The organism is Micromonospora sp. NPDC049101, assembly GCF_040648675.1.
In the GTDB taxonomy this organism is placed as follows: domain Bacteria; phylum Actinomycetota; class Actinomycetes; order Mycobacteriales; family Micromonosporaceae; genus Micromonospora.
In genome coordinates, this window is sequence record NZ_JBEZED010000007.1 from 134,322 (window position 1) to 147,498 (window position 13,177).

The 13,177-nt window shown below is 72.6% G+C and carries 12 protein-coding genes; 4 read left to right on the top strand and 8 right to left on the bottom strand.

What is annotated here, in order from left to right:
• Positions 1–30: 30 nt before the first annotated feature.
• The 6 genes from AB0B57_RS12040 to AB0B57_RS12065 are packed head-to-tail and all read right to left on the bottom strand — an operon-like array spanning position 31 to position 5,984.
• Complete coding sequence (locus tag AB0B57_RS12040) at positions 31–576, bottom strand: hypothetical protein (protein ID WP_357068137.1); 546 nt, start codon at positions 574–576, stop codon at positions 31–33.
• 38 nt (positions 577–614) lie between these two features.
• Entirely contained in the window at positions 615–1,361 is a 747-nt protein-coding gene (locus AB0B57_RS12045; protein WP_357068139.1) for an ATP/GTP-binding protein, read from the bottom strand.
• Entirely contained in the window at positions 1,339–1,827 is a 489-nt protein-coding gene (locus AB0B57_RS12050) for a DUF742 domain-containing protein (protein ID WP_357068141.1), read from the bottom strand. Before AB0B57_RS12050 ends, AB0B57_RS12045 begins: the two co-directional genes overlap by 23 nt.
• Positions 1,824–2,297: a roadblock/LC7 domain-containing protein gene (locus AB0B57_RS12055; protein WP_357068143.1), complete on the bottom strand. Its 474-nt coding sequence runs from the start codon at positions 2,295–2,297 to the stop codon at positions 1,824–1,826. Before AB0B57_RS12055 ends, AB0B57_RS12050 begins: the two co-directional genes overlap by 4 nt.
• On the bottom strand, positions 2,294–4,819 hold the full coding sequence (locus tag AB0B57_RS12060; RefSeq protein WP_357068145.1) for an ATP-binding protein: 2,526 nt from the start codon (positions 4,817–4,819) through the stop codon (positions 2,294–2,296). The genes AB0B57_RS12055 and AB0B57_RS12060 overlap by 4 nt, the downstream gene beginning before the upstream one ends.
• A complete protein-coding gene (locus tag AB0B57_RS12065; RefSeq protein WP_357068147.1) occupies positions 4,806–5,984 on the bottom strand; it encodes a hypothetical protein in 1,179 nt (392 codons plus the stop codon). Before AB0B57_RS12065 ends, AB0B57_RS12060 begins: the two co-directional genes overlap by 14 nt.
• Before the next feature lie 371 nt (positions 5,985–6,355).
• Here AB0B57_RS12065 and AB0B57_RS12070 point away from each other — a divergent pair, with 371 nt between their 5' ends.
• Both AB0B57_RS12070 and AB0B57_RS12075 read left to right on the top strand, forming a co-directional pair.
• A complete protein-coding gene (locus AB0B57_RS12070) occupies positions 6,356–9,220 on the top strand; it encodes an alpha/beta fold hydrolase (RefSeq protein ID WP_357068149.1) in 2,865 nt (954 codons plus the stop codon).
• The gene (locus AB0B57_RS12075; protein WP_357068151.1) at positions 9,220–10,086 is read left to right on the top strand and encodes an ABC transporter permease subunit; all 867 of its coding nucleotides are present in this window, start codon (positions 9,220–9,222) and stop codon (positions 10,084–10,086) included. Before AB0B57_RS12070 ends, AB0B57_RS12075 begins: the two co-directional genes overlap by 1 nt.
• Before the next feature lie 9 nt (positions 10,087–10,095).
• Here AB0B57_RS12075 and AB0B57_RS12080 read toward each other — a convergent pair whose 3' ends face one another.
• The gene (locus tag AB0B57_RS12080; RefSeq protein WP_357068153.1) at positions 10,096–10,776 is read right to left on the bottom strand and encodes a DUF4232 domain-containing protein; all 681 of its coding nucleotides are present in this window, start codon (positions 10,774–10,776) and stop codon (positions 10,096–10,098) included.
• A gap of 472 nt (positions 10,777–11,248) precedes the next feature.
• Here AB0B57_RS12080 and AB0B57_RS12085 point away from each other — a divergent pair, with 472 nt between their 5' ends.
• Positions 11,249–11,704 (top strand): DoxX family protein, encoded by a 456-nt coding sequence (locus AB0B57_RS12085; RefSeq protein ID WP_357068155.1) that lies wholly within the window; start codon positions 11,249–11,251, stop codon positions 11,702–11,704.
• 95 nt (positions 11,705–11,799) lie between these two features.
• On the opposite strand, the gene AB0B57_RS12090 is transcribed toward AB0B57_RS12085, so the two are convergent.
• Positions 11,800–12,105 carry a metalloregulator ArsR/SmtB family transcription factor gene (locus AB0B57_RS12090; RefSeq protein WP_357068157.1) on the bottom strand — a complete coding sequence of 102 codons (306 nt, stop codon included), beginning with the start codon at positions 12,103–12,105 and terminating at the stop codon, positions 11,800–11,802.
• Between the two features lie 91 nt (positions 12,106–12,196).
• On the opposite strand from AB0B57_RS12090, the gene AB0B57_RS12095 reads away from it, so the two are divergent.
• Positions 12,197–13,159, top strand: a complete 963-nt coding sequence (locus AB0B57_RS12095; protein WP_357068159.1) for a DMT family transporter — start codon at positions 12,197–12,199, stop codon at positions 13,157–13,159.
• The last annotated feature ends 18 nt before the right edge of the window (positions 13,160–13,177 follow it).

Below are 13,177 nucleotides of genomic sequence, written 5' to 3' on the forward strand. Positions count from 1 at the left end.
ACCGTAGCCGCCGCCGGCCAGCCCCGCCGGTCAGCGCCGCGGATCCAACTCGTCCAACAACGACGGGTCCCGCCGGATCAGCTCGGCCAACCGGGCCGCCGGGTCCGGGGTCAACCCGTCCGGGCCGGGCGCCCACCCGGGCACCGTCCGGCCGGACAGGGGCCACGCCGGCGGGGGTTCCACCGGCGCCGTCGGCGGCACCGGCCCGACCGTGACGTCCGGGCCGTCCCAGGAGACCCGCAGGGGGTACGTCCGACCCTCGTGCTGCACCTGCACGGTCACGACCAGCCCGGGATAGGTGCCGACGACCTGACGGACCGCCTCGGCCACCTCCTCGACCGGCCCCCACCCGGCCACGTCGCCCGGGGAGTCCGCCCCCGCGTGCCGGGCGTCGTGCCGTGCCGGCCCGGCGTTCGGGGCGTCGCCACGGCCCGGCCCGGCGCTCGGGGCATCGCCGCCGCCGGGACCGGGAAGGCCCGAGGGTGGCGCGGTGTCGTCACGGTCGTTGGCCCGCCGGCGCAGCGCCTCCTCGCGCCGGGCCAATCGGGCCAGCGTCTCGTCCAGGTCGCCCCTCACCAGATCACCTCTTCCCGTCACGGCCCGAGCCGGTCGGCTCAGGCCTGTCTCTCCCGGGTGGCACGTTCCAGCGCACGGTCCAGGACGACCAACAGGGCGTCCCGCACCGACAGTCGGTCCCGGGCGTCGAACTGCACCAGGGGCACATGGTCGCCGATGGCCAGCGCCCAGCGGATCTCGCCGAGTTCCAGGGCCAACCGCCCGTCGAAGGCATTGACCCCGACCACGAACGGCAGCCCGGCCCGCTCGAAGAAGTCGATCGCCGGGAAGCAGTCGTCCAGCCGGGCGCTGTCCACCACCACAAGCGCGCCGAGCGCCCCCCGGGCCAGGTCGTCCCACATGAAGCCGAACCGGGCCTGCCCCGGCGTGCCGAACAGGTAGAGCTTCAGGCTGCGGTCGATGGTCACGCAGCCGAAGTCCATCGCCACAGTCGTGGTGGTCTTGGTGGAGCGGACACCCGGATCGTCCACGCCGATCCCGGCGCTCGTCATCTCGGCCTCGGTGGTCAGGGGAGCGATCTCGGAGATCGCACCCACGGTGGTGGTCTTGCCCACCCCGAACCCACCGGCCACCAGGATCTTGACCGGGATCGGCGGCGCCGCCGGCTTGCCGACCGGCGGCGCCGACGCTCCCGCGCCGGACGGCGGCTGGTACGGCGGCGGCGGTGGACCGGCACGCCCGATGACCGGCCCGGTGCCCGGCACCGCGTAACGGCCGGCGGCGCTGTTTCCGGCAACCCCGCCGAGCGGGGCGACCGGCCATTCAGGAGATCGCACGGAGTCCATCAATCACTCGCAGGATGAGGTCGGGGTCGACGGCGTCGTTGGTGTCGGTGACGTGCACGTCCAGGTGTCCGGCCGCCCGCAGGTCGCCGACCAGGACCCGCGTCACGCCGAGGTGCAACCGGGCGCGGGCCGAGATCTCGGCGACCGAGATCGGTTCCGCGCAGAGCGCGATGATCGCCTGGAACTCCGGTGCCAGCAGGGCACCGGCTGGCCCGGTCGACCAGCCGCTGTCCGTACGGGCGGTCACCTGCGTCTCCAAGCCGATCGCCGGGTCGGCACCCGCGACCCGGCCGGAGGTGAGCACGAACGGGCGGGGGCCGGCCGGGCGACCGCCACCCGACTCCGGCTCCGGCTGCGCCGGTGTCTCCACCACGTCGGCCTCGGTCGGGCTGGCCGTGTGCAGGTACGGACGGATCCGGACCGTCGGTTCCGGGTCCGGGTCCTCGCCGGCGAGGTCGGGGGTCACTGCTGAGCGGCGTTCTTCAACTCGACGATCAGCCGCGGGGTCAGGGCACCACCGGCCCGACCGGCGAAGAGCGTCATCTCGTACGCGACGGTGCCCAGGTTGGCCGACCGGTCGGCGACCACCCCGAGCACGGAACCACTGCTGATCGCGCTGATCAGCAGGTAGCCGTCGGCCATGTCGACGATCACCCGGTTGAGGCCGCCGAGCGCGTACCAACTGGCCGCCCCACCGGCGAGACTCGTCATCCCGGAGACCACCGCGGCCAACCGTTCCGCGTTGGACCGGTCCTTGATCGCCGACATGGCCATCAACAGGCCGTCCGAGGAGACCGCGATCGCCTCCAGGACACCAGCGGTGCCGGAGGTGAAGGAGTCCAGCAACCAGTTGAACGTACGGGCCTCCGGGCTGAGGTCCCCGTTGGCACCGGACTGGCTCTGGTCGATGTTTTCGTGCAGGAAGGGGCTGGTCACCGTGATGATCCTTCTTCGTTCCGGCGGTCTGGGCTGACTTCGCGGAGAGCGCGGGCGACGCCCTCCTCGAAGTCGGTGATGAGTTTGCGGACCTCGGCCGGGTCACCGAGGTGCGTACTGAGCGGTTGACAGGCCGGGACGACAGTGAGGTTCGCCCCCGGCACCCGTCGGCTCAGTCGGGGTCGATCCGACTTGGTGTCGGACGGGCCGACGCCACCGGCCGCCGTCGGGCCGACGCCTCCGGGTGTGCTCGGCAGGTCGACGGTGTGCATTTCGGCCCGGCGTACACCGGCCTGGAACGCCTCGACAAGCGCGCGGGCGGCGGCGGGGTCCGCGCCGGTGGCGTCCACCGGCCGGGTCGGTGCGGCGGCGGCGTGCAGGCTGGCCCCGGGCACCCGCTGCCGGATCCGCGGCGTGCTCGGCGAGCCCGACCGCGCCGGCTCCGGGGGCGCGGGGTCGGGCTGCGGTGGCTGGCCGGAGCCGAACGCGTTCCAGGACGGGCTGGCGTCCAGGCTGCGAGTGGCCCGGCTGAGCAGGTCCGAGTCGAAGCGGGCTGGCTCGGCGACGGCCGCCGTGCTGGACCGCGCGCCGCGATCGGACGCTGCCGCCGTACGCCTGTCCCGTTCCGGCACCGCGGCCCGGGCGACGGTGCTCCCGGCCCGGTCGGCGCGGCGCAGCACCAGTGCCGCCGACGGGATCTCCAGGTATGCCGTCACCCCACCGCCGGCGGTGGCGGCCAGGCCCACCTGCCAGCCGTGGCGGCGGGCCAACCGGCCCACCACGAAGAGACCGAGCACCTCGGTCGGCGCCAGGTCGAGCCGTTCCCGGCGGGTGAACCGGGCGTTCTCCTCGGCCAGCCGTTGCTCACCCATGCCGATGCCGTGGTCCACGACGGTGATCCGCGCGCCGATGCCGGACGTTTCGGCGGTGACCAGCACCCGGGTGTGCGGCGGGGAGAAGGCTGTGGCGTTCTCCATCAGCTCGGCCAGCGCCAGGATGAGGTCACCGACCACGGCCGGCGCGGCCGAGATGCCCGCCGGCACCCGCACCTCCACGCGGGTGTAGTCCTCGATCTCGCCGAGCGCCAACCGGACCACGTCGGCCAGCGGCACCGGTGCGGTGTGGGCGTCGGCACCGGCCGAGCCGGAGAGCACCACGAGGCTGCCGGCGTTGCGCCGCAACCGGCTGGAGATGTGGTCGAGCCGGTACAGGTGCTCCAGCCGACCCGGGTCGGCCTCCTGCTGCTCCAGCCGGTCGATGAGTGCGATCTGCCGGCCCACCAGGTTCTGGGTGCGCCGCCCGACGTGGCCGAACATCTGCGCCACGTTGCGTCGGCCGGCGACCTGCCGCTCGACCAGCCGCGCGGCGGTGCTCTGCACCCGGTCGAAGGCCCGCGCCAGGTCGCCGATCTCGTCGTTGGCCCGGATGTCCACCGGCTCCAGCCGGATGGGCTGTGGGCTCTCCCCCTCGTCGTCGGTGACCCGGACCAGCTCGGCCTCGGCGACCCGGGCGACCCGGTCGGCCGAGTGGGTGAGGCGGGTCAGCGGTCGGGCCACCGTCCGCGCGACCGCCGCGCTGAGCAGCACCACCAACGCCAGGATCAGTGCCGCCGCGGCACCGACCAGGTACGCGGCCGTCAGCGCGCGCCGCTGGTCGGCGGTCACCTCGGTGAGGACGTCGGCGACCAGCTTCTTCTCCACGAACTGACCGAGCCGGATCATCGTGCGGACGGCCGGGAAGAGCGCCTCCAGCGGCACGTCGCGGACCGCTGCGGCCGGGTCCCGGGCGCTGGTGACCAGGAAGTCCGAGCTGGTACGCGCGGCCACTGCCGCGTCGTTGAGCTGGGCCACCTTGAGCTGCTCGGGCGTGATCAGGCTACGGAAGCGCGAGTTGTCGACCATGAGCGCGGCGATGCACGCCACGTACCCGGTGATGGTGTCCGAGCTGCCGATCGCCTTGACCAGCAGGCTCAGGGTGGCGCAGGCGCCCAGGCCCTCGTCGACGCGCAGCAGCCCGTCGAGGGCGAGCACCTGACGACCCGGCAACGTCTCGGTGTTCACACCGAAGGCCAGCCGCAGCGACTCGATCAGCCCCACGTTCACCGGGCCGAAGGCCTCCATCACCTGGCCCGGGTTGGCGACCCGGGCCAGCACGGACGTGCGCAGGTCGATGAGGCTGGACACCCCGTCCAGGGCGTTGTCGACCTGGTCGGTCAGCGCGTCGCTCCCGCCGGCCCGCAGGTCGGCCACCCGGTCGTCCACGTCGGCGGACTTGCGGACCACCTCGCTGCGCTCGACCCGGCCGAGCAGGAAACCGACCGAGAGGATGCGTTCCTGCTGGAGGTCCTGGACCAGGCTGCCGACCCGGCTGGCGAGCCGTACCCGCTCGGCGGTGTCGCTGGCCCGCTGTGCCGCGGCCACCCGGTCGAGCACCACGGGCACGGCCAGGCCGACCATGCTGAGCAGCGGGATCACCACGAGCAGCGCGAGCTTGCCGCGGATCCGGAGCCTACCGAGCAGCATCGAAGGCCCCCCACTGTGCGGGCTCCGGGTCACGGGCCGTACCGGCGGGTTGCAGCCCGCGCAGGTCGCCCGGCACTGGTTGCCAGGCATCCGCCGGTGGCGGGGTGTCGGCGGTCTCCGCGTGGGTCGCGGCCATGGTGGCCCGGCGTCGGGCCCGACCGCGGGCGGCGAACAGCAGCGCGGCGAGCCAGCCCAGCAACAGCACGGCGAGCGCTGTCGCCGCGGCGGTCTGCCAGCGGTCCCGGTCGAGTTCATCGATGCGCTCGACGAGCAGGGCGTCCAGCTCGGCGAGGATGACCGGCTGAAGTTGGCGGGCCGCGCGGTGCGTGTTGAGCCCGGCGGCGCTCAGCTGGCCGGGGTCCACCACGCTCGTGCCCCGGGCCGGGGCCGAGTACGCGGCCAGCGCCTCCACCGAGCGTTGGTAGGTGTCCAGCGGGGTCAGCACGTTGGCGCCGAGATCGGTGCTCTCCGAGCCGTCCACGGCGGAACGCAGGTTGTCGACGGCGTTACCGGCGGGTGCCAGGGCGGCCACCCGCAGACCGGTCAGCTCCAGCAGGCCGCGTGGTTGTTCGGCGGCTGGCCGGCGGGCGACAAGCGTGCCCAGATCGGCGAGCCGGCCGGCGGCCACCACCGCCTCGGGCAGCTCCTGGCCGGCGCTGTCCTGCAGGAAGTAGGAGTCGGCGACGGGATCGCGGACCAGCCCGGAGCTCTCCCGGACCTTGCGGTGCAGCGCCAGCAGCAGGTCCGACACCTCCCCGTACGCGGTGTAGGCGGACTCTGGGTCGGCGGGGCTGCGCCCGCGCAGTGCCTCCAGCTTGGCTCGCACCCCGGCCCAGCGTTCCTGGCTGAGCAGCTCGGTGCCGATGCGGGCGTCCACCGCTGCGGCCTCCTCGACCGCCCGGTTCAGCGCGTCGCCGGACACCTGTCGGTTGTTGACCGCGGCGGACTGGGCCTCGACCAGGGCGTCGGTGACCGAGCCCAGAGCGGTGAGGTACCGCACGCCGAGCCGTTCCCGAACGGCCAGGTCCCGGTCGGCGGTGGTCTGCCGCCAGGCGGACGTGCCGAGCAGACCCACCGGGGCCAGGAGTGCCCCGATGAGGAGCAGCGGCAGCAGTCGGCCCAGGGTGGACGGACGTCGTCGGGCCCGCGGCGCGGGGACTGTCATGTGTGTCTCCTCCGGCATGGGGGCGCGGATCGGCGCGGTGTCGGGTGGCCCGACAAGTCCCGTGCACCGGACCGGAAAACTAACCGACCCCTCGCTGCTCTGACCTCGGTCGACGAGTCAGGTTCGCGTCAGTTCGAGCAACGTCACCATTTGCGCGCGTTCCCGACACGCTCTGTTTCGTCAGTGGGTGTGACATGTGGGGATTGAGGGGGAATCTGTGAAAGATCGGAATTCACGGGATCCGAACTCAACTCACTGGGCCGCGTCGGACAAGGCGCGCTCGCAGCCGGCCGGGCACCGATCGGGGCAACCGGACGGACGTACGGCGGATCTCAGCCAACGCTCAGGCTGTGAGCCGTACCGTGTGCCGCATGACATCGCCGTCGCCGGCCGCGTGGTTCCGGCGTGCCCTGCCCACCCGCCGTCGCGCGATCGCCGCAACGGCGGTCGTCGTGCTGCTGGCCGCCGCCGTGACCTGGGCGGTGTGGCCGCAGGGGCCGGGCGTCCGCACCGAGAGCGCGATGCTCACCGTCCGCTCCGGACCGTCCGACGACCAGCCGGTGGACCTGGACACGACCTTCTACCTGCCCGACGACGCGTCGTCCGGTCGGCAGGTCCCGGCGGTGCTGTTGGCACACGGGTTCGGCGGCACCAAGGAGTCGGTGCGCTCCGACGCGGAGGAGTTCGCCGGGCGCGGCTACGCGGTGCTCACCTGGACCGCGCGGGGCTTCGGCCGCAGCGGCGGCGAGATCCACCTGGACAGCCCGGACTACGAGGTACGCGACGCGCAACGGCTGCTGGACTGGCTGGCCGCGCGACCGGAGGTCCGCACCGACGCCGCCGGTGACCCGAAGGTCGGCGTGGTCGGCGGCTCGTACGGCGGTGGTCTCGCGCTGCTGCTGGCCGCCCAGGACCGTCGGGTCGACGCGATCGTTCCCATGATCACCTGGAACGACCTGTCCCGTGCCTTCCTGCCGGAGAGCACCGGTGGGGCGCCGACCGAGGGCGTGTTCAAGAAGGGCTGGGCCGGTCTCTTCTTCGGCGGTGGCGGCAACGTGGGCTCCGGCCCGGCCGGCCTGTCCGGCCAGACCGCCGCCCAACCGCAGGGCGCGCCCGCGTCGGCCGGCCCACCCAGCCCGGCACCGGGTGCCGGCCCGGGCAGCGGCCCCGGTGGTGCCCCGGCCGGTGCGGCCGACCCGTCCTGCGGGCGCTTCGCCGCCGACGTGTGCGCCGCCTACCTGCGGATCGCCACCACCGGGCGGGCCGACCAGGCGGCCGTGGACCTGCTGCGCCGCTCCAGCCCGGCCGGGGTGCTGGACCGGATCAAGGCGCCCACCCTGCTGGTGCAGGGCGAGGCGGACACGCTCTTTCCTCTCGGCGAGGCGGACGCGAACGCGAAGGGCATCGCCGCCATCGGCACCCCGGTCCGGGTCGCCTGGTTCACCGGCGGGCACGACGGTGGCAGTGGACCCCGCTCGGACGAGGACCGGGTGAAGTTCCTGACCGTCCAGTGGCTCGACCACTACGTCAAGGGCGAGGGCAAAGTGCCCGGCGACGACTTCACCTGGTCGCGGATCGCCGGCTTCGACGCGCTCGACCGGGGACTGGTCGCCACCGGCTTCCGCCGCGCCGACTATCCGGGCCTGACCGGCAACGCCCGCCGGGAGGTCACGGTCGCCGGTCCCGCCCAGCCGATCGCGAACCCACCGAACGGCAACCCGGCCGCGATCTCCTCGATCCCGTTCGCCGGCGGGCTCACCTCGCTGCTGGACGGCGTGGCCGGCGACGTGCCCGGCCAACACGCCCGGTTCGAGTCGACGCCGCTGGCCGAGGCGGTGGACGTGGCAGGTGCGCCCACCATCACCCTGCGGGCCGCCTCGCCGACCGGTTCGGCGGTGCTCTTCGTCAAGCTCTACGACGTCGACAAGGACGGCACGGCGACCCTGCCGAACGGGCTGGTCGCCCCGATCCGGCTCACCGGCCTGCCGCAACAGGTGCAGGACGCCCGCCCGGTCACCGTGACGCTGCCCGGGATCGTCCGCCGGGTAGAGGCCGGGCACCGGCTGCGCCTGGTGGTGGCCACCTCCGACCAGGCGTACACCACGCCCGCCGAACCGACCGTCTACACGGTGGCCGCGGACGGCGCGGTCAGCCTGCCCACGGTCAGCGGCGAGCCGATCCCCACCGCGGCGACGATCTGGCGCTGGGTGCTCGCCGGCCTGCTCGCCGCCATCGTGATCGGGCTCGTCGTGGTCGTCGCCGTGCTCCGCCGCCGGCATCGCCGCCAGGACCGGTCGGTGCATCCGGAGTACGCGGACACGCCGCTGGCCGTGCGCGCACTGCGCAAGGAGTACGCGGACGGCTTCGTGGCGGTGTCGAACGTGGACTTCGAGGTGCACCCCGGTCAGGTCGTGGGTCTGCTCGGGCCCAACGGCGCCGGTAAAACCACCACCCTGCGGGTGCTGATGGGGCTGACCCAGCCGACCGCCGGGGAGATCTACGTCTTCGGTCGTCGGCTGGTGCCCGGCTCACCGGTGCTGTCCCGGATCGGCGCGCTTGTCGAGGGGCCCGGCTTCCTGCCGCACCTGTCGGGTCTGGACAACCTGAAGGCGTACTGGCGGGCCACCGGCCGGCCGTGGGAGGACGCCCAGTTCGACGCGGCCCTGGAGATCGCCGGGTTGGGTGACTCCGTGCAGCGGAGGATCAAGAACTACAGCCACGGTATGCGCCAGCGCCTCGCCATCGCCCAGGCCATGCTGGGCCTGCCCGAGCTGCTGGTGTTGGACGAGCCGACCGACGGGCTCGACCCGCCGCAGATCGCCGAGATGCGCCGGGTGCTCCAGCGCTACGCCACCGACGGTCGGGCGGTGCTGGTCTCCAGCCACCTGCTGGCCGAGGTGGAACAGACCTGCACGCACGCCGTGGTGGTGAACAAGGGCCGGATCGTGGCGTCCGGGCCGGTGGAGGAGATCGTGGGCGAGTCGCCGAGTGTGCTCTTCGACGTCAGCGACCCGGCGGCGGCGCGGGTGGTGCTGGACCGCCTGCACGGCGTACGGGTGCTGCCGGAGAGCGATGGTCAGCTGGTGGTCGACACCAACGGCACGGCCCGCAGCGAGGTGGTGGCCGAGCTGGTGCGCGCCGGCATCGGGGTGGACCGGGTGGTGCCCCGGCGCCGCCTGGAGGACGCGTTCCTCGCCCTGGTGGGCGACAACTCTCGGGGAAGCGGTGACCGGTGATGGTTGTTTCCGACGCGGGTGCGGCCCGTGGCTACCGGCCGTCGGCCACCATGCCGTTCGCGGCGGAGTTCCGTCGGCAGGCGTCCCGGCGGCGCACCCAGTTGGCGCTCGGGTTCATGGTGCTGCTGCCGCTGATCATCCTGATCGCGTTCCAGTTCAACTCCGGTGGCGACGACGACAACGGCAACAACGAGTTCGCGAGTCTGGTCGACCTGGCCACCTCCGGCGGGCTCAACTTCACCCTCTTCTCGATCTTCGTGTCGGCGTCGTTCCTGCTGGTGGTCGTCGTCGCGCTGTTCTGTGGCGACACGGTGGCCAGCGAGGCGAGCTGGGGCAGCCTGCGCTACCTGCTGGCGATCCCGGTGCCCCGGGCACGGCTGTTGACGGTGAAGCTGGTGGTCGCACTCGCGTACTCCGGACTGGCTCTGGTCCTGTTGGCGGGCACCGCGCTGCTGGCCGGCACCCTGCGCTACGGCTGGTCGCCGCTGCGCAGCACGGTCGCCGCCGAGCTGGAACCCACCGAGGGGCTGCTCCGGCTGCTGGCCGTGCTCGGCTACCTGGCTGTCGTACTGCTGGTGGTGGCCGGGCTGGCATTTCTGCTGTCGGTGACCACGGACGCCGCGCTCGGCGCGGTCGGCGGTGCGGTGCTGCTCTGGATCCTGTCCAGCATCCTGGACCAGATCACCGCCCTGGGCGCGCTGCGCGACTTCCTGCCCACCCACTTCAGCACCGCCTGGTTGGGGCTGCTCTCGACCCCGGTGCAGACCGACGACGTGGTGCGCGGCTGCATCTCGGCGATCGGTTACGCGACGCTGTTCTGGGGGCTGGCGTTCTGGCGCTTCACCCGCAAGGACATCACGTCGTAGCGGCGGGGTTCACAGCCGGCTGTCGGGTGGGCTCACCGAGGACGGCACCGCGCTCGGCGCCGGCGGCGGGGCCGGACGGGTCGGCACCGGCGCGGACGGGTCGGCCTTCTTCCAGGCGCTGACGCCGATCCGGCCGGTGTTGCCCAGGTCGATCGGCCCGTCCGGGTCGACCTCTTCGCCCGGCTGCCCGGCCGCGGGTGCCACCGTCAGGTACTCGCCGTTGGTGGCCACCACCGTCGGATCGGTGACCAGGTTGCGCCAGAGCACCACGGCCGTGGCCCGCTCGCCGTGCGCGAGGGTGACCGTCCGGGGCGGCTGGTCGAAGCCCGACGTGATCTCCTTGCCGCCGTTGACCACCCGCAACATGATCGGCTCGCGCTGGTCGTCGAACACGTGCAGCACCGGGTACCCGGTGAGCTGGTACGGCTGGTCACCGCAGTTGACCAGCTCCAGCCCGAGGGCGCGCAGCCCCATCGCGGCGTCCCCGCCGGTCGACCGGATCCGGACACCGGAGGCCGGGCAGTCGGGCGGCGGATCGGTGCTCGCCGCCGGGCTCGGCGCGGTCCGCGGCCGGCTCGGCGGGTCCCCGCCCTGGCCGTGGTGGTCGTCGAAAGCACAGCCGCCGAGTGCGAGAGCCATCGCGACCGTCGCGCTGATGCGCCGCCGTGCTGACGTGTCGCGGGAGACCATCGCCTGATCCTCGCCCACCTATGCGCGCCGCCATCGCCCGCCCCCGCCCCCCCGCCCCCCGGCGGCCCGGCCCCCGCCCCCCGGCCCGTCGATCATGAGGTTATTGCCGTCCTTCTCGGCGTGTCGTGACAATAACCTCATGATCGACGCTGGGCATCCATGATCGACGCTGGGCATCCGCGATCGACGCTGGGCATCCGCGATCGAGTCGAACTGGCCCCAAGGTCGCCCGTCGGGCAGGTCGTACCCACAGTATGGGAGCGTGCCCACGCTGGTTGGCGTGCCTTCGAATTCGTGCTATCTGCAGCTCAGGGGCCCTGGCGGCCGGCCTGCGGCGCTACCGACGCTCGACGTGGGACCGTGGACACCGGTACATTCCGACCGGGGAATTTCCCACCAGCAAGGAATTTATGAGCTTCGATAGTTTCATGCCTCACATTGAAGAGATCAGATTCCTTCGATGGAGGTTCCCATGGACGTTTCTCGGCTCGGCGGACCGACCCTGTCCCTGTTCCGCATCGTGATCGGCCTGCTGTTCACGTTGCACGGCCTGACCTCGGTCTTCGGGTTGTTCGGCGGCAACCCGGTGACCGGTGCGGCGATACCCCTCGGCACCTGGCCGGGCTGGTGGGCCGCGCTGATCCAACTGGCCTGCGGCGCACTGGTGCTGGCCGGGCTCCTCACCCGACCCGCCGCTCTGCTCGCCTCCGGCTCGATGGCATACGCCTACTTCGTGGTGCACCAGCCGGACGATCTGCTGCCACTGCACAACGGCGGTGAACTGTCGGCGCTCTTCTGCTGGTCGTTCCTGCTGGTGGCGGCCCTCGGTCCGGGTTCCTGGGCGCTCGACACGCTGCTCGCCCGTCGCCGCGACATTCGGCCCGCGCCGGCGGCACCGATGACCGAGCCCAGCTCGATGGTCATCTGACCGCACTTGCTACCGCGCGTCGCCGGGCCTCGACGAGGCAGGTCCGGCGACGCGCCCGGTCCGGGGTTAAAGCGACGACAGGAGGGGCGGGAGTGTCAGGCCGAAGAGCGCGTGCTGAGCACCGCGTCCAGGAGGCCGGGGTAGAGGCGGTCCACCTCGTCGCGGCGTAGCCGGACCAGGCGGCTGGTGCCGGCGGCTCGGGTGCGGGTCAGGCCAGCCTCGCGCAGCACCTTGAGGTGGTGGCTGCGGGTCGCCTTGGAGACGCCGAAGTCGAAGCTGCCACAGGCGGCCTCGCCATTCTCGACGAGCGCCCGAACGATCTGTAGCCGCACGTCGTCGGCGAGTGCGGCCAGCACAGCGGTGACCGGAATGTCGGTCAGGTCGGGTTCGTGCGGCTCCATGTGACCAGTGTAACCCTTGTTCGACAAGAATCGAACAACGCCCTATGGTCGGTGTCATTGGTTCGACGATACTCGAACATTGGAGCTGACGATGCGATCCCGCGCCGCCGCCTATCCGCTGCTCGCCGTGCTCGGTTGGGGCGTGATGTTTCCGGTCCTGGCCAGTGCGCTGACCCGGGTCGACCCGCTCAACCTGACCACCGCCCGCTACCTGCTCGCCGCCGCCATCCTGGTCGCCGTCCTACTGCTCCGCGAAGGCACCGGTGCGCTGCGGCACCGCACAGGCGAGATCGTGGTGCTCGGCGTGGTCGGCTTCGCCGGCTTCAACGTGCTCACCAACCTGGCGCTCGAACACGCCGCCCCGCAGCAGATCGCTCTCTTTGTGGCCACCACCCCGCTGATCACCCAACTGGTCCGTTGGGCCCGTGACGGCGTACGGCCGAAGCCGCTCTTGCTGGTCCTCTCCCTGGTGGCGCTCCTCGGAGTCGGCCTGGTGATCACCCGCGGGAGCCTGGCCGGGCTCGGCCAGTTCGGTCTCGGTGGGCTGATGATGGTCGGCGCGGTGCTCGGCTGGGGCATCTACACGCACGGCGCCAGCCGGTTCGGTGCCTGGTCACCGCTGCGCTTCACCACCCTGACCGCGCTCGCCGGCACGGCGGCCATGCTGGCCGCGAGCATCGCCGCCGACGCCGTCGGCTGGCAGCACGCGCCGTCCGCCGCCGACCTCGCGGCGGTCACCCCACAGTTGGCGTACGCCGTGGTCATCGGCGCGGTGATCGCCGTCCTGGCCTGGAACACCGGTGTGCAGCGGCTCGGTGCCGCCAACGCCGCGCTGTTCATGAACCTGGTCCCGGTCGTGACGTTCGCGGTGCAGATCGCCCGCGGCTACCGCCCGGAGCCCATCGAGCTGGTCGGTGCCGCCATCACGATCGGTGCGCTGGTCGCCGCGAACCTCGCCACCAGGCCACGGACCCGGCCTTCGGCTCCGCCGCAGTCGACCGCGACCACGGACCGGATCGCGGTGATCGACCCGGTGGCGGTGAGCGCCCACTGACCCCACCTGCCGGTAACT

Excerpts from the sequence above, each read along its gene's own strand:
- AB0B57_RS12045 (WP_357068139.1), bottom strand. The coding sequence starts at position 1,361 with ATGGACTCCGTGCGATCTCCTGAATGGCCGGTCGCCCCGCTCGGCGGG.
- AB0B57_RS12085 (WP_357068155.1), top strand. The coding sequence starts at position 11,249 with ATGGACGTTTCTCGGCTCGGCGGACCGACCCTGTCCCTGTTCCGCATC.
- AB0B57_RS12070 (WP_357068149.1), top strand. The coding sequence starts at position 6,356 with ATGACATCGCCGTCGCCGGCCGCGTGGTTCCGGCGTGCCCTGCCCACC.
- AB0B57_RS12075 (WP_357068151.1), top strand. The coding sequence starts at position 9,220 with ATGGTTGTTTCCGACGCGGGTGCGGCCCGTGGCTACCGGCCGTCGGCC.
- AB0B57_RS12080 (WP_357068153.1), bottom strand. The coding sequence starts at position 10,776 with ATGGTCTCCCGCGACACGTCAGCACGGCGGCGCATCAGCGCGACGGTC.
- AB0B57_RS12090 (WP_357068157.1), bottom strand. The coding sequence starts at position 12,105 with ATGGAGCCGCACGAACCCGACCTGACCGACATTCCGGTCACCGCTGTG.
- AB0B57_RS12095 (WP_357068159.1), top strand. The coding sequence starts at position 12,197 with ATGCGATCCCGCGCCGCCGCCTATCCGCTGCTCGCCGTGCTCGGTTGG.
- AB0B57_RS12065 (WP_357068147.1), bottom strand. The coding sequence starts at position 5,984 with ATGACAGTCCCCGCGCCGCGGGCCCGACGACGTCCGTCCACCCTGGGC.
- AB0B57_RS12060 (WP_357068145.1), bottom strand. The coding sequence starts at position 4,819 with ATGCTGCTCGGTAGGCTCCGGATCCGCGGCAAGCTCGCGCTGCTCGTG.